The organism is Actinomycetota bacterium (genome assembly GCA_012837825.1).
Lineage (GTDB): Bacteria > Actinomycetota > Humimicrobiia > Humimicrobiales > Humimicrobiaceae > Humimicrobium.
The window spans coordinates 1-21,360 of the sequence record DUQM01000070.1 but is presented as its reverse complement, the minus strand read 5'-3'; the positions used below and the strand labels follow the sequence as shown (position 1 = coordinate 21,360).

At 37.2% G+C, this 21,360-nt stretch carries 20 protein-coding genes, 1 tRNA gene and 1 riboswitch; of the genes, 18 read left to right on the top strand and 3 right to left on the bottom strand.

Annotated features, from left to right (window positions below; all coding sequences use genetic code 11):
- Positions 1-11: 11 nt before the first annotated feature.
- The gene (locus tag GXZ93_05310; GenBank protein HHT79199.1) at positions 12-239 is read left to right on the top strand and encodes a YtxH domain-containing protein; all 228 of its coding nucleotides are present in this window, start codon (positions 12-14) and stop codon (positions 237-239) included.
- Between the two features lie 7 nt (positions 240-246).
- On the opposite strand, the gene GXZ93_05305 is transcribed toward GXZ93_05310, so the two are convergent.
- The 3 genes from GXZ93_05305 to GXZ93_05295 form a co-directional block, all read right to left on the bottom strand.
- A complete protein-coding gene (locus tag GXZ93_05305; GenBank protein HHT79198.1) occupies positions 247-1,476 on the bottom strand; it encodes an FtsX-like permease family protein in 1,230 nt (409 codons plus the stop codon).
- Positions 1,477-1,478: 2 nt separating this feature from the next.
- On the bottom strand, positions 1,479-2,237 hold the full coding sequence (locus tag GXZ93_05300) for an ABC transporter ATP-binding protein (protein HHT79197.1): 759 nt from the start codon (positions 2,235-2,237) through the stop codon (positions 1,479-1,481).
- Between the two features lie 108 nt (positions 2,238-2,345).
- A complete protein-coding gene (locus GXZ93_05295; GenBank protein HHT79196.1) occupies positions 2,346-3,881 on the bottom strand; it encodes an efflux RND transporter periplasmic adaptor subunit in 1,536 nt (511 codons plus the stop codon).
- A 371-nt stretch (positions 3,882-4,252) separates the two neighbouring features.
- On the opposite strand from GXZ93_05295, the gene eno reads away from it, so the two are divergent.
- From eno to GXZ93_05210, 17 genes are all read left to right on the top strand, one after another.
- A complete protein-coding gene (gene eno / locus GXZ93_05290) occupies positions 4,253-5,548 on the top strand; it encodes a phosphopyruvate hydratase (protein HHT79195.1) in 1,296 nt (431 codons plus the stop codon).
- Positions 5,549-5,705: 157 nt separating this feature from the next.
- Positions 5,706-5,892: riboswitch (cobalamin riboswitch) on the top strand.
- Between the two features lie 121 nt (positions 5,893-6,013).
- Positions 6,014-7,144 carry a nicotinate-nucleotide--dimethylbenzimidazole phosphoribosyltransferase gene (gene cobT / locus GXZ93_05285; GenBank protein ID HHT79194.1) on the top strand — a complete coding sequence of 377 codons (1,131 nt, stop codon included), beginning with the start codon at positions 6,014-6,016 and terminating at the stop codon, positions 7,142-7,144.
- Positions 7,145-7,192: 48 nt separating this feature from the next.
- A complete protein-coding gene (gene cobU / locus GXZ93_05280) occupies positions 7,193-7,786 on the top strand; it encodes a bifunctional adenosylcobinamide kinase/adenosylcobinamide-phosphate guanylyltransferase (protein HHT79193.1) in 594 nt (197 codons plus the stop codon).
- Positions 7,787-8,770, top strand: coding sequence for an adenosylcobinamide-GDP ribazoletransferase (locus GXZ93_05275; protein ID HHT79192.1), 984 nt, complete (start codon positions 7,787-7,789; stop codon positions 8,768-8,770).
- Between the two features lie 68 nt (positions 8,771-8,838).
- Entirely contained in the window at positions 8,839-9,021 is a 183-nt protein-coding gene (locus GXZ93_05270; GenBank protein HHT79191.1) for a cob(I)yrinic acid a,c-diamide adenosyltransferase, read from the top strand.
- Position 9,022: 1 nt separating this feature from the next.
- Positions 9,023-9,577, top strand: coding sequence for a methylated-DNA--[protein]-cysteine S-methyltransferase (locus GXZ93_05265; GenBank protein ID HHT79190.1), 555 nt, complete (start codon positions 9,023-9,025; stop codon positions 9,575-9,577).
- A 268-nt stretch (positions 9,578-9,845) separates the two neighbouring features.
- Positions 9,846-10,145: a hypothetical protein gene (locus GXZ93_05260; GenBank protein ID HHT79189.1), complete on the top strand. Its 300-nt coding sequence runs from the start codon at positions 9,846-9,848 to the stop codon at positions 10,143-10,145.
- A gap of 68 nt (positions 10,146-10,213) precedes the next feature.
- Complete coding sequence (glmU, locus tag GXZ93_05255) at positions 10,214-11,638, top strand: bifunctional UDP-N-acetylglucosamine diphosphorylase/glucosamine-1-phosphate N-acetyltransferase GlmU (GenBank protein ID HHT79188.1); 1,425 nt, start codon at positions 10,214-10,216, stop codon at positions 11,636-11,638.
- Positions 11,635-12,603 carry a ribose-phosphate pyrophosphokinase gene (locus tag GXZ93_05250; GenBank protein ID HHT79187.1) on the top strand — a complete coding sequence of 323 codons (969 nt, stop codon included), beginning with the start codon at positions 11,635-11,637 and terminating at the stop codon, positions 12,601-12,603. The genes glmU and GXZ93_05250 overlap by 4 nt, the downstream gene beginning before the upstream one ends.
- Positions 12,604-12,644: 41 nt before the next feature.
- Positions 12,645-13,325, top strand: coding sequence for a 50S ribosomal protein L25 (locus GXZ93_05245; GenBank protein ID HHT79186.1), 681 nt, complete (start codon positions 12,645-12,647; stop codon positions 13,323-13,325).
- Positions 13,322-13,894 carry an aminoacyl-tRNA hydrolase gene (locus GXZ93_05240; GenBank protein HHT79185.1) on the top strand — a complete coding sequence of 191 codons (573 nt, stop codon included), beginning with the start codon at positions 13,322-13,324 and terminating at the stop codon, positions 13,892-13,894. Before GXZ93_05245 ends, GXZ93_05240 begins: the two co-directional genes overlap by 4 nt.
- Before the next feature lie 58 nt (positions 13,895-13,952).
- Complete coding sequence (mfd, locus tag GXZ93_05235; GenBank protein HHT79184.1) at positions 13,953-17,276, top strand: transcription-repair coupling factor; 3,324 nt, start codon at positions 13,953-13,955, stop codon at positions 17,274-17,276.
- Positions 17,277-17,341: 65 nt separating this feature from the next.
- Positions 17,342-18,442: a hypothetical protein gene (locus GXZ93_05230; protein ID HHT79183.1), complete on the top strand. Its 1,101-nt coding sequence runs from the start codon at positions 17,342-17,344 to the stop codon at positions 18,440-18,442.
- 35 nt (positions 18,443-18,477) lie between these two features.
- Positions 18,478-19,341: a nucleoside triphosphate pyrophosphohydrolase gene (gene mazG, locus GXZ93_05225; GenBank protein HHT79182.1), complete on the top strand. Its 864-nt coding sequence runs from the start codon at positions 18,478-18,480 to the stop codon at positions 19,339-19,341.
- 131 nt (positions 19,342-19,472) lie between these two features.
- The gene (locus GXZ93_05220) at positions 19,473-19,904 is read left to right on the top strand and encodes a hypothetical protein (protein HHT79181.1); all 432 of its coding nucleotides are present in this window, start codon (positions 19,473-19,475) and stop codon (positions 19,902-19,904) included.
- A 19-nt stretch (positions 19,905-19,923) separates the two neighbouring features.
- Positions 19,924-20,901: a Ppx/GppA family phosphatase gene (locus GXZ93_05215; GenBank protein ID HHT79180.1), complete on the top strand. Its 978-nt coding sequence runs from the start codon at positions 19,924-19,926 to the stop codon at positions 20,899-20,901.
- Positions 20,902-20,931: 30 nt separating this feature from the next.
- Positions 20,932-21,019: transfer RNA gene (locus tag GXZ93_05210), tRNA-Leu, on the top strand.
- The last annotated feature ends 341 nt before the right edge of the window (positions 21,020-21,360 follow it).

Below are 21,360 nucleotides of genomic sequence, written 5' to 3'. Positions count from 1 at the left end.
AGCGGGAATATATGAAAAAATGTGATGTCTTTGGTTTTATGTTGCTTGCATTAGGTGTTGGAGTTGCAGTGGGAATTCTTGTTGCACCCAAATCAGGAAGAGAAACAAGAAAAGAACTATCCGAAAAAATAGAACAGGGTTTTAAGGAAGCAGGAAGTTTTCTTTCCTATGAATCGGGAAGAGTAAAAAACTTCTTCAATGAGACAATTGATAATTTTAAACAAAAAGCTGATTCTTAAATAAATATTATTCAAATCTCAGCGCTTCTATTGGATTAAGTCCGGCAGCACGCATCGCCGGATATATTCCAAAAAACAAGCCTACAAAAGTGGAGAAAGAAACAGCAAGCAGTATCGAAAAAGGTGAAATTGTTGCGGCAATGGGGGAATATCTGTTTAAAACAAGGGCTATTATCCCTGCAAATATTATACCCATTATTCCGCCGCTCATACTTAACACAACGCTTTCTGTCAGAAACTGAATAAGTATATCCCTGTTTTTTGCCCCTATTGCTTTTCTGATACCGATCTCTCTGGTTCTTTCTGTAACAGATACAAGCATTATATTCATAATCCCGATGCCTCCCACAAGCAGCGATATGGCGGCTATGCTTCCGATTGTAATGGTGAAAATATTTGTTACAGTGCTTAAAGCTTCAAGTATCTCTGTCTGGCTCTGAATGGAAAAATCATTTTTATCGCTGCCTTTAAGGCCATGCTGTTTTCTCAAAATCCTTATTATTTCTTCACTTGCAATATCAATATCTTTTTCAGTTTCCGTATCTGCTATTATCATGCTGAGATATTTCTGGCCGTAAAGCTTGTTCATGGCAGTTGTTATTGGAACAGCCATAGCATTATCCTGATCCTGGCCGAACATATTGGTTCCTTTTGATTTTATGGTTCCTATTATCTTGAAATTCCTGCCCATTACTTTCATTGTCTTTCCCAGAGGATCTTCATCTCCGAAAAGTTTGTCTGAAACGGTAGGGCCGATACAAGCGACATTAGCTGAATTTGCAACATCGCTTTTTGAGAAAAATTTGCCTCTTTCAATCTCAAAATTATATACTTTCTCGGCATCTTCGCTGGAGGCATAGACGGAAGCATTTATTCCTTTGTTAAAATATGTGACAGGAGCCGCACTTAAGATTACAGGGATTACTCCTCTGACATGCCTTGAATATTTTTTTATTGCTTCCACGTCCTCAAGTTTAAGAGATTCTTTATTTGCTGTGCTGAACTGATTTAATGCTCCCATGTCTTCCTGTGAGCTTCCGGGAATAATAATTATAAGATTAGAGCCTATTCCCTGAATGCTTGCTATGACTGAATCTTGTGCTCCGGAACCGATAGACATTACGGCAACAACCGCACCGACGCCGATAATAATGCCAAGCATCGTCAGAACGGATCTCAGTTTGTTTAAAAAAAGAGACTGAAAAGCTATTTTTATATTTTCACTGAAGGAACCCATTTTTAAGCTCCCGAATTTATTTTATCTTCTATCTTTGGCATTTTTTCCAGCAGCTCGCGTGCATTTACAGGTTTGTCTACTTTTTCTTCTTTTATTATCATTCCGTCTCTGAGATATATGATTCTTTCTGTATGATGTGCAATATCAAGTTCGTGTGTTACAAGTATTATTGTTTTTCCTTCTTTGTTTAGCTGCTGAAATATTGCCATTATTTCTTCACCGGTTCTGGAATCAAGATTGCCTGTGGGCTCGTCAGCAAGAATTATTGTAGGATCGTTTATTAATGCCCGCGCTATTGCTACTCTCTGTCTTTCTCCGCCCGAAAGTTCATTAGGTTTGTTCTTTTCTTTGCCTTTCAGACCGACAGACGTTATGTAGTCATATATTTTCCTGCTTTTGTTTGCTATCTTTTTTGAAAAATATATAGTGGGAAGCTCGACATTCTGAAATGTGCTTAGTCTCGGAAGCAGATTAAAGGTCTGAAAAACAAATCCGACCTTGCTGTTTCTTATAGCTGCAAGCTGATTATCATTGAGCTTGCTTACGTCAGTGTCTTCCAGATAATATCTGCCGGAAGTAGGGGCATCAAGACACCCGATAAGATTCATCAATGTTGATTTGCCTGAGCCTGAAGGTCCCATTATTGATACAAATTCACCTTCATTTATATCAAGATCAATGCCTCTCAAAGCTTTTACCTGTATTTTTCCCAGCCTGTAGGTTTTGGTTATCTGTTTAATTTTTATAATGTTTTTTGCCATATTCCGATCTGCATATCTCATTTTACAAAAATCGTCCGGCATCATACCGTTTTGCATGTTCCAGATGAATAAGTAGCTTTATTCTTATTTATATAATATTAAAATTTATTATCCGGAAAAAATATTTGTTCTTTCACTCTCAGGCTTTACAAGAAATATTTCTTCCCCCTCGCTTAATCCTGATACTATTTCAGTGTTTTCAAAGTCGCTCACACCGGTTTTTACTTCTTTTATCGTAAACCCTTCCTTCAGTGAAGGATCATACATATAAACAAAACTTTTTCCGTTTTCCTCAAAAATGCTTATTGAAGGAACTACAAGAATATCGCTTTTCTCCCTTATGAAAATTGTTATATTTGCACTTATTCCGTGCATCAGCAAATCTTTTTTTTCGTCAGTAATTTCTATTGTAACCGGAAAAGTTATAACTCCTGCAAGATTATTTGATACTCTCGATATTTCTTTTACTTCACCCGCAAAAACCTCATCCGGAAATGCATCGAAAGTTATTTCTGTTTTCTGGCCGGTTTTTATTTTTGATATATCTGATTCTTCAATATTTGTTTTTACTTCAAGCTCATTGCTAAATACGGTAACTGCAGAAATTCCCGGAGAAAGATATTCTCCTTCAGTGAAACTGATGTTCTGCACGATTCCGTCAAAAGGCATTTTTATTGCTGTGTTTTCCAGGTCAAGTTTTGCTATATCTAGATTTATTCCGGCAATATTTACCTGAATCTCTGCTGTATTTATACTTTCCAGAGCTGCTTTTATCTGGCTTTCAGCCTGCTCAATGCTGGCAATGGTATTCCAGTAGGTTGCTGACTGGCTGATGAGTGCCTGCCTGTATGCTTCTTCTGCGCTCTCGCTGCCGGAGCGTGCGCTTGCTTCTGCCTGGCTGACAGCTGAAGCGGCAGAATTTATTGATGCTTCAGCGGCTGCAACCGCGCTATTATAAGAAGCCTGTGCATTAGCTACCGCTGATTCATACTGCGCGAGAGCCACCCCCGTGAGACCATTGTTTTTTGCAGTAATGAGCTGATAATTTGCCTGTTCAAGTGCAGTTTTTGCCTGGCTTATTGTCTGATTGTATGAGTTTTGCGCGTCTGCAAGAGAATTACCGGCATTCTGTATCGATATTGAACCAAGATTATTTGCATTTTCCAAAGCGGTAAGCGCGCTTTTAACAGACTGGGAAGCCATATCATTATTATCTTTTGAAAGCTGTACTGCTATATGATTTGCATCAAGCGCACTCTGATAATTAAGCTTTGCCATTTTAAGAGAACTTTCAGCTATTGCAATGTTTTCCTCAGTCTGGCTTATAAGCAGTTTGGTTCTTCTGTCGTCAATTTCTATCAGTATTTCTCCTTTTTTTACCGAATCGCCTTTTTTGACAGATTTTATTACTCTGCCTGATGCCGGAACTGAAAGATTCTTATATTCTGATGAATCTACATTTCCGGTTGCATCGATTACTTGGGAAATAGTGCTCTTTACCACACTGACTGTTTCCGGCGAAACTGTCTCTCTGCTACATGCGGTAAGCGATATACCGGTAAAGACCAGAATTGCTGCCAAAAAACAATAAAAAACTCTTAATGCTTTTTCATGATGCCCGGCTATATGCTTTGCTTTATACATGTCTTTCACCTGTTGTTTAAGATGTTGAAAATAATGCCAAACTATTGTTCTTCCGGTTCGGCATTCAGATTATTAATGGTATCTTTTTTAAATTAATTCAAAACAGTAAAAAATGAAAAAATCATATTTTTCATATTAATTGAATAAGTATGTATAGATAATTTATTATATTTTACGATAAGTTTTTGTCAAAAATAATTTATAATTTAAAGACCTTTAAAGATATTTCCGGATTTATTATTTTGATTTTGAAATAGTTGCTTTTTTTGATAATATTAAGTGTTTTTAAAAAATATATTGAATACAATAAAAAATATATTGTTTTTAATAACTGAAAATAAGTGTATTTAAATTATGTTGAAAGGAAAAAAATGAGTGAGTATACAAGCATACTGGATGTACATGCAAGGGAAATAATTGATTCAAGGGGCAATCCCACTGTTGAGGTCGAAACAGTGCTTGAAAGCGGAGCTGTGGGAAGAGCCGCAGTTCCTTCCGGAGCGTCCACAGGCGCTTTTGAAGCGGTGGAATTAAGAGACGGAGACAATAAGAGATATCTTGGAAAAGGTGTTCTCAAAGCAGTTGAGAATGTCAATAATTATATTGCGCCTGAGCTGGAAGGATATGATGCAATTGACCAGAGGACTATAGATAAACTGATGATTGATCTTGATGGAACAGAAAACAAAGCCAGATTCGGCGCAAACGCAATTCTTGGCGTTTCTCTGTCAGTTGCAAAAGCTGCTGCTTTTTCTCTTGAGATGCCTTTGTATAAATATATCGGCGGAGTAAATGCTCACACTCTTCCGGTTCCGATGATGAACATATTAAATGGCGGAAAACATGCTGATAACACGGTTGACCTCCAGGAATTTATGGTTATGCCTGCAGGGGCTGCTACTTTTTCAGAAGCTCTCAGAATGTGCGCCGAAGTATTTCATACGCTGAAATCTGTTCTAAAAAAGGACGGTCTGAATACAGCTGTTGGTGATGAAGGAGGATTTGCGCCCAATCTCAAAACAAATGAAGATGCAATCAAATATATACTGAGGGCAATTGAGCAGGCAGGATATGCAGCCGGAAAAGATATATTTATAGCTCTTGACCCTGCGGCAACAGAATTATTCAAGGATAACAAATACCATCTTGAGGGTGAAGGTAAAATCCTGTCAATTTCTGAAATGGTTGATTACTATGCTTCACTTGTTGAAAAATATCCAATCATTTCGATTGAAGACGGTATGGCTGAAGAAGACTGGGATGGCTGGAAAATGATTACCGACAAAATAGGCAGCAAGGTACAGCTGGTCGGAGATGATCTTTTTGTAACAAATACAAAAAGACTGGGGAAAGGCATAAAAATGGGAGTAACAAATTCCATTCTTATAAAATTAAACCAGATAGGCACTCTTACAGAAACACTGGAAGCAATTGAAATGGCTAAGAGAGCCGGCTATACTGCAGTCATTTCCCATCGTTCAGGCGAAACCGAAGATACTACAATATGCGATGTTGTGGTAGGCACCAATGCAGGCCAGATAAAAACCGGAGCTCCCTCAAGGACAGACAGAGTTGCAAAATACAATCAGCTTCTCAGAATAGAAGAAGAACTTGACGAAGAAGCGCAGTATCCCGGAATCAAAGCTTTCTATAATATAAAGAAATAAATATTTAAATCACTATCTGCAGGTTTTGCCGCAAAGTGCAGACCTGCAGATAATTTAAAAGGTTTAAAATTAACTTGTTTTGACAGAATGTTTACAAGTAACTAATATTTGATTTATTAAAAAGCATAACTGTCGGTTAAAGATTATTGCTCTTTGATTTTATTATCTAAAAAAAGGTTTATTAAGGAATTAAAAGGGAAGTTCGTTAAAATCGAACGCGGGCCCGCCGCTGTAATCGGGACGAAACATGCAATATGCCACTGCTTATAATCATATAGGCGGGAAGGTGCAGGGAGTAGGAGAAACCGAGAGCCAGAAGACCTGCCTTTTTTAAAGATATGACTTTCTTCGTGGAAAGAGAAAGGATTATATGTAATTCATTATAATCCTTGATGTTTTTACTTTTCATGTAAGGGCAGCAGGGATTTTTTATTTGAAATTTCAGTTATAATCAGAAAGGGAAAAATGAATTCTCATAATAGTAAAAATGAAGAAAAACTCTTTTCACAGCTTGAAGAAAATATAAACAGGGTCGGAACATTGGACAGCGGTGCATTAAAGCAGGCTCAGGAAAAACTGGATGATCTCACCAAGCCAAGGGGTAGCCTTGGCAGGCTTGAAGAGCTTGCCAGACAAATAGCCGGAATAAGCGGAAAGCTTGTCGGCGGTTTTGATAATAAGATCATATTCACGATGGCAGCCGATCACGGAGTAACCGATGAAAAAATAAGCGCCTATCCAAAGGAAGTCACTCCTCAGATGGTGAAGAATTTTTTAAACGGAAAAGCTGCAATCAATGTTCTTGCAAATCATATAGGGGCCAGAGTCATGGTTGTTGACATGGGGGTAAATTATGATTTTGAGGAACATCCTTTTTTAATCAATAAAAAAATAGGTTACGGCACAAGAAATATGGCAAAAGGCTCTGCCATGACAAGAGAAGAAGCAATACTGAGCATACTCCACGGCATGGAAACGTATAATTTTGCCTCCCGGAAAAAATCAAATCATATTACCGGTACAAATCATATTACCGGCACTGATATCATAGGAACAGGAGATATGGGAATAGGAAACACCACTGCAAGCTCAGCAATCGCAGCTGTTCTCTGTAATGCCGATGTTGCCGAGGTCACCGGCAGCGGGACAGGACTGGATGAAAAAGGACTTCAAAATAAAGTAAATGTCATTAAAAAAGCAATAGAAATAAACAAGCCCGATCCCGATGACGCACTTGATGTTCTTTCCAAAGTGGGCGGTTTTGAAATAGGGGGTATTGCAGGACTGATTATCGGAGCATCATTAAACAGAGTCCCGGTTGTAATAGACGGTTTTATTTCAAGCGCAGGAGCTCTTATAGCTTTAAAATTATGTCCGAACAGCAGGCATTTCATGATTGCTTCCCATCAGTCTGTCGAAAAAGGGCATACGGTTATACTTTCAGAACTCGGGATTAAGCCATTATTTAATCTGGATATGAGACTGGGAGAAGGAACCGGAGCAGCGCTTGGGATGGGTTTTGCTGAAGCATCTGTCAGAATAATGAATGAAATGGCTACATTTTCGGAAGCCAGGGTTTCCGGAAAATCAGAATAAAAAATCAACAGCCGCAAATAAAAAGCAAGATGAGTAGCGAGGATTAATATGGGCAATATATTTTTTTTACTGGGAGGTGCCAGAAGCGGAAAAAGTTCTTATGCCGAAAAGATGGCTCAGGAAATGTCCCGGAATGTCGCATATCTGGCGACATCAGAAATAATAGATGATGAAATGAAGAAAAGAGTAGCGTCGCACAGGAAGAGACGACCATCTACATGGAAGACATATGAAATTGAGAAAAGACATCCTGCACCGGAAGACATGAAAAAAATATTTGATAAAATTCTTGAAAACATGCATGACGTTGTTTTAATTGACTGCATAACCATTCTGCTTTTCAGAATAATACATAAATTTAAAATAGATGAGTCTGAAATAGTGAGCAACAAACTGGAAAAGCAGGCAGAAAAAGAAGTAAAGGAATTTTTCAGCATATTTCTGGAAATGTGCCGGAATATTTCAGAAGAAAAAAATATTGAATTCATAATTGTCTCAAATGAAGTCGGCATGGGAATCGTTCCTTCATACCCTCTGGGCAGAATATTCAGGGATATAATGGGTATGATAAATATAATGATATCTGAAATTTCAGATGAAATTTATTTTTTTATTGCCGGAAACAGTATAAGGATTAAATAAGTGAAAGTCTTTTTAAATGCTCTTGGCTTTCTTACAATCTTCAGGATTTCTGAAAAATCATATATTGATGAAAAAATATTCCATAAAATCCTGTATTATTTCCCCCTTGTCGGGTTAATCATAGGACTTCTCTGTTCATTTGTTTTCTGGATTGCCGGCTTTATATTCCCCGGGATTTTATGCATCATCATTGCAGTTCTTGCTGAAGTTTTCTTATCGGGAGGAATGCATCTTGACGGCCTTGCCGATACTTCCGATGGAATATTTTCAGGCAAAAAAAATAAAGAAAAAATAACGGAAATCATGAAAAAAAGCGATATAGGAGCTTTCGGAGTAATTTCGCTTGTCTTCCTGTTTGTTTTCAAGATTGCTATCGTCTATATTATTTTTATTATTTTATCCCGGAACACTGAAAGCATTGAACTTCTGAAAAACACTGATATTACAGGAAATACCGGCAGTAGTATTCAAAGCTACTTTTCTTCTCTGCCCTCATTTGATGTAATAAAACTTATTAACTTCACTGCTTTTTTTTCGATGATGCCTCTACTTTCAAGATGGACAATAAATTTTCATTTTGCAAGATTTTCAGGTTATGCGTCTTCAGGAAGTCTTACCGGTATCTTTATTGGGAATGGAAATAAAAAGGCTTTTTTTGCCACAACTGTTTATCTGTCTGTATTTTACATACTGTCTAATGCAGCAGCGGGATATTTTCTAAAGGAAAATTTTCTATTCAACAATTTCAGCAGCATAATTATAAATACCTCCCTGTCTGTAAGCGACAGCAGCCTGTTGTTTGTGCTTATCCCTGTATTAAAAAGTCTGATAATAATTTTCATGATAGCGCTTTTCACAGAAACAGCGGGAAAGTTTCTTATTAAAAGAATAGGCAGGCTTTCAGGAGATGCAATAGGGGCTGTTGTGGAAATAGCGGAAGTAATATATCTTTTTTTTGTATATATTTTAATTTTCATTTTTTAAAAAGTATTTTAATAGCAATAATCGGGAAATCATAAAAATCACATGCTTGAAGATGAATGTTATAAAAAATAAAAAAAGGCCTGATTACTGTAGACCTTCTTTTACAAAAACCCGATAATCTTGCCGTGATACTGACCGGTGCCTATGCGCCTGCCGAATCAATAAAAATTGCCGATACGATTACGGAAATGAAACCGGTAAAACATGCTTTTGAAAATGGAATAAAAGCAAGAAAGGAATTTGAGTGCTGATATGAATTTAAATTATTTTGATTTTAAAACAGGGAACGAAAATTTTTACTGCATCTATAAAAATGATTCTTCCCTGCCTGATGGCGATCCCGGCAAAACCAGTATCTGTTATCTTGGTGTTGGAAAAGATAACTTTGACAATTATCTGGAAAAATTAAGAAAAAATAATGATAATCCGGTTCTGGAATACAGGAAAAATTCCATGATCAGTTCAGCTGTAAGTGATTTTTTATCCGGGAAAAGAAAAAACATTGATATCAGAACGTTTTTTCTTACAGGAACCGTGTTTGAGCAGACTGTCTGGAATAAAGCAAAAGAAATAGATTATGGAAATAAAATAAGCTATAAACAGCTTTCAGAAAAAGTTTGCAGACAGGCAGGAAAGCCAAAATCATACAGAGCCGTGGGAAATGCGCTTGGTAAAAATCCGTTAATACTTATAGTGCCATGTCACAGAGTTATCAAGTCAAACGGAGATATAGGTAATTTTTCAAGCGGCATACCACTAAAAAGGAAACTTCTTGATCTTGAAGCAAAAAGAGATGTCAGTCCATGAAAATCCTTTTTGCAGCACTCAAAGCGCCGGGATTTAACTGAAAGGCAAGCGATAATTCACAATGGGCGAAAAAATTACTCTTGATTTTAAATAATATGAAATAAGATGCCTGTTTTATTTTTTTAAAATCATAATAAATTTAAAATATATCTGGTATAATTTCAGATGTTTGCTGTTTCTGTTTTATTTAAATGAAAAGATACGGCTAATAAAGATATTAAGCCAAAAAAACTGTAATATTTAAGTAATCGGGGTTTTTCTTAAGAAAATGGCATCTTTCTTAAAAAAATTTAAAAATTTTTTTGCACAGCCTTCCAGCCGGGAAGACAATTTTATCAGAATCGGCGTAAGATGCAAAAGATGTGGTGAAGAAATAAGTGTGGGATTAAGAAAAACAAGTGATTTCTCCAGAGTCTATGAAAGTGACGAAGCCCCTTCAGGTTCCTCTTTTATGATAAGAAAAGAGGTTCTTGGCAATAAATGCAATAATCTCATTTATCTGACAATTTTTTTTGATGAAAGCTTTAGAATTATATCAAAAGAAATTGGAGGCGGAGAATTTTTGTAATTTTATATTTTTTGTTAAAATGCTAATCTGTTTGTTTGAATTCAGGCAATTATAACTGATAGATTAATATGAAGGCTTGTAAAAATCTTATAATAGTGGTGCTTGCTGCCGGAAAAGGCAAAAGAATGCTTTCCCATACTCCAAAAGTATTGCACAGGATCCTCGACAAACCCATGATCCATTATGTTTTAAAAGAAGCTTGTAAACTGAATCCATCCAGAGTATATGTCGTGACAGGATTCGGACATGAAGAACTTGAAAAATATCTGAATGAAAATTTTCCTATGGCGATACCTGTTTTTCAGGAAGAACAGCTCGGAACCGGACATGCAGTAAATATGGTAAGGAAATATTATGACAGCGACTGGGATGATGTGATGGTTCTGCCCGGTGACAGTCCGCTCATAAAGAGCAAAACACTTGAAAAACTGATTGACAGTCAGCACGATAAAAATCTTTCATGTTCTCTTCTCTCTTCAATGATTGAAGATCCTTACGGGTATGGAAGGATTGTAAAAAATGAAAAAGACGAGGTCATAAGAATAGTTGAAGAAAGAGATGCCTGCGACAGTGAGAAGAAAATATGCGAGATCAATTCTTCAATTTACTGTTTCAAAGCAGCAGCTTTATTTGATTATTTGAAAAAACTGAAAACTGATAATTCCCAGAACGAGTTTTATCTGACGGACATAATTGAGGAAATGATAAAAGACGGACACAAAGCAGCGGCTTTGAAAGCTGAAGATGCTCTGGAAGCGCTGGGGGTAAACGACAGACTTGCATTATCAGGGGTTACAAAAATAATGCAGAGAAGGATAAACGAAGAACTGATGAAGTTTTCGGGTGTAAGTATGACTGACCCTGAATCGGCTTATATCGGGGACGAGGTAGTTATTTCAAGGGATGTGATAATCCATCCCAATACTTTTATATATGGAAAATCCACAATTGGGAGCGGATGCATTATTGGTCCGTCTGCTCAGCTATATGACTGCCATATCGGTAAAAATACTGTTATTAATTCCACAGTCCTTATAGAAGCAAAACTCGGGGAAAATAACAATATTGGGCCTTTCACTTATGTAAGGCCCGGTACGGTAACTGATGACAAAGTCAAAATCGGAGGCTTTTGCGAAGTCAAGAAATCCAAGATAGGCAGAAGCAGCAAGATACCGCACCTTACCTATATCGGCGATGCCGAGATAGGTCAGAATGTCAATATAGGAGCCTCTTCTGTGACCTGTAACTATGACAGCTTTAGAAAAAACAGAACAATAATCGGCAATGATGTTTTCATAGGTTCAGATACCATGCTGGTCCCGCCTGTTGAAATCGGAAACGGAGCCATTGTTGCAGCAGGTTCGGTGATAACCGAGAATGTCCCGGAAGATGCTCTTGCAATAGCCAGGAGCAAACAGGTAAATATTGAGGGTGGAGCAGTAAAATTTAGAGCAAAAAAAGAGAAGGAAAAAAATGAAGGAGCTTGCAAATGAGAGATTATCTCGCTAATAAAAGAATGATGCTTTTTACAGGTTCATCAACCCCGCAGCTTGCAGCAAAAGTTGCTGAATATCTTAATATTGGAGTAGGGAAAATTGAAAGAAAAAAATTCAGAAATGGCGAAATTTATGTCAGATTCAATGAAAGTGTAAGAGGCGCCGAGGTTTTTTTAATGCAGACATGCAGTCCTCCCGTTAATGACAATATTATGGAACTTCTTATAATGCTTGATGCATTGAAAAGAGCTTCGGCAGGAATAATAAATGTTGTAATGCCGCATTACGGATATGCCCGACAGGATAAAAAAGCTGAAGGTCGCGAGCCTATTACGGCAAAACTTCTTGCTGATTTGCTTCAGGTTGCAGGCGCTGACAGACTGATAGTTGCTGATCTTCATACCGCAACAATACAGGGATTTTTTGATGTGCCGGTAGACCATATTACAGCGAGTCCCATAATCGCAAAATATTTCCGCGACAAAAATATAAAAAACGGCGTAATTGTAAGCCCTGATGTCGGTGGTGTAAAAAGAGCGAGCATTCTTGCAAAACAGCTTGGTTTTCCACTTGCCATACTTGATAAAAGAAGACCGGAGCATAATATTGCGGCTGTAGAGCACATAGTCGGGGATGTTGAAGACAGGGAGGCAATTATTTTTGATGACCTTATTGATACAGGAGGAACTCTTGTGGAAGCCATAGATATTCTTCTTCATCATGGTGCCAGAAAAGTATATGCTGCCGCCACTCATCCTGTTTTTTCCGGTTCTGCAATTGAGATTTTGCAATCTTCAAGGGCTGAAGAGATAGTGGTGCTTGATACCATGCCTATCGACAGCCCGGTATGTGGGGGAAAAATTGTTGTACTTTCAATTGCTAATCTTCTTGCAAAAACGATAAAAAAAGTTTATGATTGCAAATCTGTAAGTGATTTGTTTAAGGGAGAAAATCTGGTATAAAAGTTTTTTATACTTATTTTATTGTGAAAGGTTAACCTGTAATGGAAAATTTAGTAATCGATATTTATAAAAGAAGCCCTGAAGAGCTTAAGAAGAATTCTTCTGGCAGGCTCAGGAAATCAGGATATATACCTGGCGTAGTATATGGACTAAAAAACGAGCCTTTAAATATCAAGGTTGAAGCAAAAAAATTCAAAGATCTGATAAAAGGAAAAGGAGCATCAGGCTACATTTTTGATCTTCGCCTGAAAGATGACGAAAAAGCAAAAAAAATTTCAGTGCTGCTTAAAGATTTTCAGAAAGAGCCTATTTCAAGGGAATTTTCGCACCTTGATTTTATAAGAATCAAAATGGAGCAGGAAGTTACAATTACCATACCTATTATTCTTGAAAACGAAGACAAGGCGATTGGGGTAAAAGAGGAAGGTGGGGTAATCCAGCATAACCTGAAAGAAGTGGAAATATCATGTCTGCCCAGAGACATCCCTGAAAATATTGTTGTTGATGTTGCCAATCTTAAAATCGGGGAACTCATGAGAGTTTCGGATCTTGTTGCGAGTGAGAATATAAAAGTTTTAAGCAATCCTGAAGAAGTGGTTGTTTCCCTATCTTATGCAACTGAGCTCAAGGAAGAGGAAGAAGAAGTAGCTGAAGAAGATGTAATAGAGGAAGAACCTGAAGTTATAAAGAAAGAAAAAGCTGAAAAAGAAGAAAAAGAATGATCTTGATTGCCGGACTTGGTAATCCAGGAAAAGATTATATTTTAACAAGACATAATGTCGGTTTTATGGTTGCCGACAAATTAATCAGCAGAGCCGGTGAAATACAGAGAAGCAGGAAATTCAAGTCAAATACTGCTTATTTAAATATTAAAGGCAAAAAAATAATTGTTTTGAAGCCGCTAACATTTATGAATGATAGCGGCTCTTCTCTTTCAATGGCTATAAGATTTTTTAAAGAAGAAATAAAGAACATTCTCGTCATTCATGATGATATAGATCTTGAGTTCGGGGTCATGAAATATAAAAAAGGCGGAGGAACCGCAGGCCACAAAGGACTTGAATCCATTGCAAGCCATTTGAAAGACAGAAGCTTTGAAAGGCTTAGATTCGGGGTGGGAAGACCGCCCGGACAGAAAAAGGCTGCCGATTATGTTCTGAAAAAATTCAACATTCGGGAACTGAAAGAGCTTGAAATTCTTTGCGAAAATGCATATGAATCAGTAATTGACTATATAGATTATGGAATTGAATATTGCATGAACAAGTATAATGGAATATTGCCCGGCTAGCACCCAGAAGATATCTCATTCTTTATTTTTATCCGGATTTTTACAATAAGAGATTTTAATGTTATTAAACCTGTTTTTGAATCAAAAAGAATGGAAAGATTTTTCCATTTCCAATAAAAAAAATATATATGCCGACGAAAACCTCTGGTCATACATAATAGCCGGCCTATACAGTCATACCCGTATTCCGACTCTTGTCATTACTTCCTCAGGCGATAAGAATCTTGAACTGCTGGATGATTTTAACTGTATATCAGACAGAAAATATTTTATGGATTTTCCGCCTGCAGGAGAAGGGATCTTCCTGAAGAACAAACCTGCAGATGCCGGAAAGGTCTCGCAGAGACTATCGGTGATAAAAAGAATCCTGAATTTTAAAGAGAAAAATGATCCGTTTGTCACAGTTGCAAGCGCAGCCTCCATAATAAACCTGATGTCATCAGGAAATCTTTCGGACTTTTCAGAAATAAGGCTGGAAAAAGGGAAGGATTATAACAGGGAAGAATTAATCAGGGATATTACAGAGCTTGGATATGAAAGGGTAAGCAAGGTTTTTGACAAGGGTGAATTCAGCGTAAGAGGTGATATCATAGATGTCTTTGACCTGTCATCAGTAAATCCTGTAAGATTTGATTTCTTTGACAACACTCTGGAAAAAATAATATTTTTTGATATCAGCAATTATGCCGGATTATATGAGGCTGATAATTATGAGATAAGTCCCAATAATGAGCCCTGGAAAATAGGAAGCCTTACCCCGGATGAAGATGCAGGGCCGCAGCAGTATTATTCACTGCCGGATCTATTCGGCAGATTTGTCGGTGAATTCAATCTTGTAATATGTGAGCCCGTTGAGGTTTATCTTAAGTTAAAGAGCGAGAGAGATCTAATAGAAAAATCGCTTAATATCAGAAAAGATGAACTTTTACTGCAGGATATTGATTTGATCAGAAATTTTTTAATACCCGGTGATTTTTTTGAAAACAGCAGTTTTGATTTTAAATATAACTTAAATTCCGGAAATCCCTGCGATCCCCTGGGGGAATATTTTGAATTTAGCAGAATTAAAAGCCAGTCCCGGAACTTCAGTAACCCGGGCTCCTTTCTGGAAAATATTAAAAAAGATATCAGCCTTAAAAGAAATGTCTTCATTTCACTGGATAATAATGAAAGAATTAAGAAAATATCGGAACTGTTCTCAGAAAATAATCTGTCTTTTAAAACCACAGAGGAACTCGGGGAAAATACTGATGACTTCAGGATAATCAGCCTGTCTGCAAAAAGACTCTTGAGAGGATTTAGATCCGGGAATATTTCACTGTATGGCGAGCTTGATATTTATGAGCAGCTGGATAGAAGAAGTGATGAAATATATGAAATAAAAGCAAAAGGATTCAACCAGTTTAATCCCGGTGATTTTGTGGTTCACAAATCTCATGGCATAGGGAAGTATATTGATATAGTATCTGAAACCAACGACGGAGTAAAAAAAGATTATTTTTTGATTGAATATGCCCGCGGAGACAAGCTTTATGTTCCCACATGGCAGGCTGAAAGAATTCACAGATATATCGGAGACTCCGAGCCCGTTGTTACATCTCTTAATTCAAAGCAGTGGGACAGTCTTAAAACAAAAGTAAGAAAATCAGTAAAGACATTAGCATTTGATCTTGCAAGACTGTATGCCCAAAGGGAGGCAGCAGAAGGTTTTTCATTTCAGCCTGACAGCCCCTGGCAGAAAGAAATAGAAGATTTATTTCCTTTTAATGAAACCCGGGATCAGCTTGATGCAATAAATACGGTCAAGGAAAAAATGCAGGAAGCCAGACCAATGGACATTCTTCTGTGCGGAGATGTGGGTTTCGGCAAGACAGAAGTTGCAATAAGAGCAGCTTTTAAAGCTGCCGAGAATGGCAAACAGGTCCTAATGCTGGTACCGACGACAATACTTGCTGACCAGCATTTCAATACTTTTAAGTCGAGGTTCAGGAATTATCCTGTCATTGTCGATGTCATAAGCCGTTTCAGAAAAAAAGCTGTTCAGAAAGAAATAATAAGCAGATTCAATGCAGGACAGATAGACATACTTATAGGTACGCACCGTATTCTTGGAAACGATATTCAGCCTAAAGACCTTGGATTGATAATAGTGGATGAGGAACAAAGATTCGGGGTAAACGCAAAAGAAAAATTGAAATTACTGAAGAAACAGGTAGATGTCCTTACCATGACGGCAACGCCGATACCAAGAACACTTTATATGTCGCTGATAGGGATAAAGGATATAGTTCTTATCGAAACTTATCCGGAAAACCGTCACCCTATAAAAACTTTTGTGGGACGCAGAAACAATCTTATAATAAAAAATGCGATTGAAAGAGAAATGCAGCGAGGCGGACAGATATATTATGTTTCAAATCGCATAATAGGTATAGACCATCTTGCTTTTGAGCTTAAAAAACTTGTCCCTTCCGCAAGGATAGCGATAACCCACGGAAGACTGGAGGGCAGGAAAATTGAGAAGCTTATGGAAGATTTCATAAACAAAAAATACGACATACTTCTTACCACATCTATAATAGAATCAGGAATGGATATCATCAATGTAAATACCCTGATAGTTGAAAATGCACAGAGGTTTGGATTATCACAACTTTATCAGCTGAGAGGCAGAGTCGGGAGGTCATCGGAAAGAGCATTTGCCTATTTCTTTTATACTGAGCGTGACAGCCTTACTTTCAATGCTCTTGAACGCCTGAAAGCCCTTGAAGAATTTAATGCTCTTGGTTCAGGATACAATATTGCATTAAAAGATCTGGAAATAAGGGGAGCAGGGGAACTTCTCGGAGCAAATCAACATGGACATATGAGCAGTGTCGGTTTTGACCTTTACTGTGAAATAATAAGGGAGGAAATCGAAGCTCTCAAAGGAAATGAACCCGAAAAAGAAAACAATGTTCTGATTGACCTGCCTGTAAGCGCATATATACCCAAAAATTATATAAAAAATGAAAATGAACGGATAAATCTTTATAAAGGCCTTTCTGAAGCAAAAAATATGGAAGAACTTGATTTTTTATCAGAAAAAGTCAATGAAAGATTCGGGGAGCTACCGGATGTTATGAAAAATCTGTTTAATATTTCCAGAATAAAAATACTGCTCAGGGAAAAATCTGTTGAAAAGGTAAGATATGTTGCTAAAAAAGGCATATTAATCAAACCTGTTATAACTTCCAGGGAAAAAGCGCTCAGGCTGAATAGAAAAAATAAAAATATAAGTTATAATTTTAAAGAAAAATCTATTATAATAAATTTTTTAGATTCAAAATCAGATACCGGCAAGCTTTTTGAAATCTTAAAAGATATAACTAACAATATATGATGTTGTTGTGTTGTTAAATTAATTAGTGATTGATAAATATATATAAAAAAAGAAGGTAAATATTAATGGTGAAGAAAAATAATATCCTAAAAAGTGTGCTGTTTTTAATCATAATTTTTATAATTTCAGGGTTGCTGCTGACTTTATCTTCATGCTCATCATCACTGGCCGAAGTAAACGGCTATAAGATAACCCAGAAAGAGGTGGACAGCTATACTGCTTCCCTGAAGACTACAAATCCTGAAATTTTTGAAGCAGAGAATAAGGATAAGCTTAAGATAATTGAAAGGCAGATAATAGACTACATTATCGTCAATAAGCTAATGGAAAAATACGGTGCTGAAAATAACATCAGTGTTTTGGAAAAAGAGATAGATATTGAGTTCAAAGTGATACGGGACCGGTATGGAAGCGAGGCTGATTTTCAGAAGTATCTGACAAGCAACAATATTAATGAAGATTTTCTGAGAGTATGGCTGAAAGACCAGATACTTGGCTCAAAAATATTTGAATCAATTACCGAAAATATTGCTGTAACAGATAAGGAAGTGCAGAAATACTACGATGAAAACAAAGAAACGATTTTTAAAACACCGGAGCAGATAGAAGTCAGCCATATACTGGTAAAGTTTGGTGAAAATGATACCGCCCGGAAAACAAAGGAAGAAGCTTTGGAAAAAATAAAAACCGCACAGGAAAAGATTGAAAACGGAGATTCTTTTGAAAACATTGCCAACAGATATTCGGAAGATGAAAATACAAATACCAATGGCGGTGCTCTGGGATATTTTCCAAAAGGGAACCTTGTTGCAGAATTTGAAGATGCTGCCTACAAACTTAATATAGGGGAAATCAGCGATATAGTAGAGACTGATTATGGTTTTCATATCATAAAAGTCACTGACAAAAAACCTGAATCGATAGTTCCGTTTGCGGAAGTAAAGGATCAGATAAAAGAATATCTCTTAAAAGAGCTGAAAAGTGAGAAATGGAAAGAATTTATTCTTGATCTTAAGGACAAATCAGAAATAACCTATAGCGATGCTTTTAATCCGGATGCAGACACGACAACTACCGGCGCAGATTCACAGGAAAGCGGAACTACAGAATCAGGGCAGGAAAACGAAAGCCCGGTTGAAGAACAGCTGATAACACCGTCTACTTAAATAATAATCCGGACATCAAACAGGATACAGGTTTTATGAATATAGATATTAAAAAAGCCGATGAAAGTGAAAACCCTGCCGAACTTTTTGAGTTTCTTCTGGAAATGATGTCTGTGCTGCGTTCTCCTCAGGGATGTGTCTGGGACAGAGAGCAGACACATGATTCAATCAAGCGCAATATGATAGAGGAAGCTTATGAAGCATCGGAAGCAATAGATAATAATGACATGAATTCCCTGAAAGAGGAACTCGGCGATGTTCTGCTTCAGGTAGTCTTTCATTCCCAGATTGGTGAAGAAAAAAAAGAATTTAAGATCAGCGATGTTTTAAAAGAAATAATAAACAAACTTTACAGAAGGCATCCACATGTTTTCGGAGATAAGAGCTTTAAGGATTCCGGGGAAGTGCTGACCAGCTGGGAAGAGATAAAGAAAGCTGAAAGGAAGAACAATTCTTTAAAAACTGAATCGATTTTCAACGATATACCCAAAATCATGCCCTCGCTTCATTTTGCCCATGAAGTACAAAGCAGGGCATCAAGACTGGGTTTTGACTGGGATGACAGGGAAGATGTCCTTGAAAAAATAAAAGAGGAAGTCGCTGAACTTGATGAAGCCATAAAAAAGCAGGGAGCTGATAAAGCGGAAAAAGGCAGAAAGACTGCTTCCGGCTCTTCCGGTGAAGTTATGATGGAGCTGGGAGATTTGCTTTTCAGCATAGTTAATCTTTCCAGACATCTGAACATAGACAGCGAAGATGCCCTGAGGCTTGCCTCCGGAAAATTCATTAAAAGATTTGATGCAATGGAAAAGCTTGCAAAAGAGAGGAATCTTGAATTTAAAAGCATTCCCCTTGAGCATAAGGACAGATTATGGGATGAAATCAAGTCAGATGAATAGAATTAGTGCTTTACATTTTTTTAATTTGATATACAATACATTTACATAAATAATCATTTACTTAAAGTAGAAAAAACATAGCAATAATATAGTTAGTTTAAACAAGTTAAATGTAGCAATTTTGTAAGATTATGGCCAGAAATACAAAAGTAATCAGCAGTATTTCCAGGAAAGCGAAACTTAATATAATAAGTATTGTCTTTTTCCTGTTTATAATTATCTGCATTCTTTCATCTATTAATCCGATTATTTCCATGTTTTCCAAAAGAAGCCAGATAACGCAGCTTCAGGCTGAATTGAATGAAGTAAGGGGCAATAATATTGAATTGCTTGCTCTCGAAAAAAGCCTTTATGAAGAAGAATATATAGAAATGGAAGCATTAAAGCAGTTTGGACACACTGCCATCGATGACAAGGTTATATACCAGGTAAATGAAATAGACAAACTCGAGCGGATAAACGAATCGCAGACCGAACATATAATGGCTGATAATGCCGTATATTCCAATAATAATCTGTGGGAAAACATCAGGATACTTTATTACAAGGAAATAAACAAATAACCTGCATAAACACAAGATAATGCCAAAAAATATAGCTGCAATAGATATCGGTACAAATTCCACCCGCCTGCTCATAGCTTCGCTTTCCGGAAGCAGAATAAATACACTGGTCCGGGAAATGATAATTACACGGCTCGGAAAAAATATAAGTTCAGACAATATTATACTTAAAGAAAGCATGGCGAAAACCGTAAATGCCCTGTCCTCATATCTCAAGCTGTGCAGGCAGCATAAGGTTGAAAAGATCAGAGTTGTGGGAACAAGCGTGCTCAGGAGAGCTTCAAACAGCAGTCATTTCGTGGAATATGTAAGCGAAAAGACAGGGCTTGAGGTTGAAGTAATTTCCGGCACAGAAGAAGCAAGGCTTGCTTTTAAAGGCGTTGTGAAAAGCCTTGCAAATACCGAAAAAACCTTTGGGCAGATCAGAAATGGCTTTACGGGAGGCAAAAAAGAAAAAGAAAAAATAATCGTTCTTGATATCGGCGGAGGAAGCATTGAGATAGTGTCGGGCCGGTCTGACTGCAGCATCAGCGGTATAAAAAGTATCGAACTCGGCAGTGTGACAATAAGTGAAAAATACTTAAAAGAAGATAGGCCGGGAACTGCGGAAATTGCTTTAATGAGCGACATTATCAAAAAAATCCTGCAAAATGATCTCGGCAAGTCAGAACCATATAAAAATGCTTTTTTAATCGGAGTTGCAGGAACTGTTTCTTCACTCGGAAGCATTTTCCTTGGAATGGAAAAATATGAAAGGGATAAATTAAACGGCCTGATTCTTTCAGAAAAAGATATAAAGGGAATTTTCCGGATGTTATCCGGTCTTTCTTCTGAGGAAAGAAGAAAAATAAAAGGACTTCAGCCCGAAAGAGCCGATATTATCATCGGGGGAACTGCCATACTGTTGGCGTTTCTGCGCTATTTTAAAGCAGACAAGCTGATGCTCAGCGAGCATGATATTTTGGATGGAATTATTTACAGTTTATGTAATTTCTGATATTATTTCTTTTGATTTTTTACCTTTATTGCCCGGGTGGCGGAACAGGTAGACGCAACGGACTTAAAATCCGTTGAGGCTTGTCCTCGTGTCGGTTCGATTCCGACTCCGGGCACCACATGGAACGTACAATCTGGCCTCTTGGCCCCTTTTAATAACTGCCTGATTCAAATTCAAAATTTATTTCCCTGCTTCAACCAAAGCGACAGGTATCCGGGATATCTTTGTTATACAGTATTTGCTTTGTTTTCTTTTAATTCACTAATTGCCGCTTCAGATCCCGGGAAGGACCTGTCTTTTTTAGCGACTATTTCGTAATGGAATTCATATTTTTATTGTTTCTGACGGCATGATTCATTAAATTTTTTATAAACTACCTGTCTTTGCTAAGAGTTATGCTTTCAAAATCAGTTTTATTCTGTCAAATAACTTCTTTTATGGAATAAAAAAGAGCGGTTT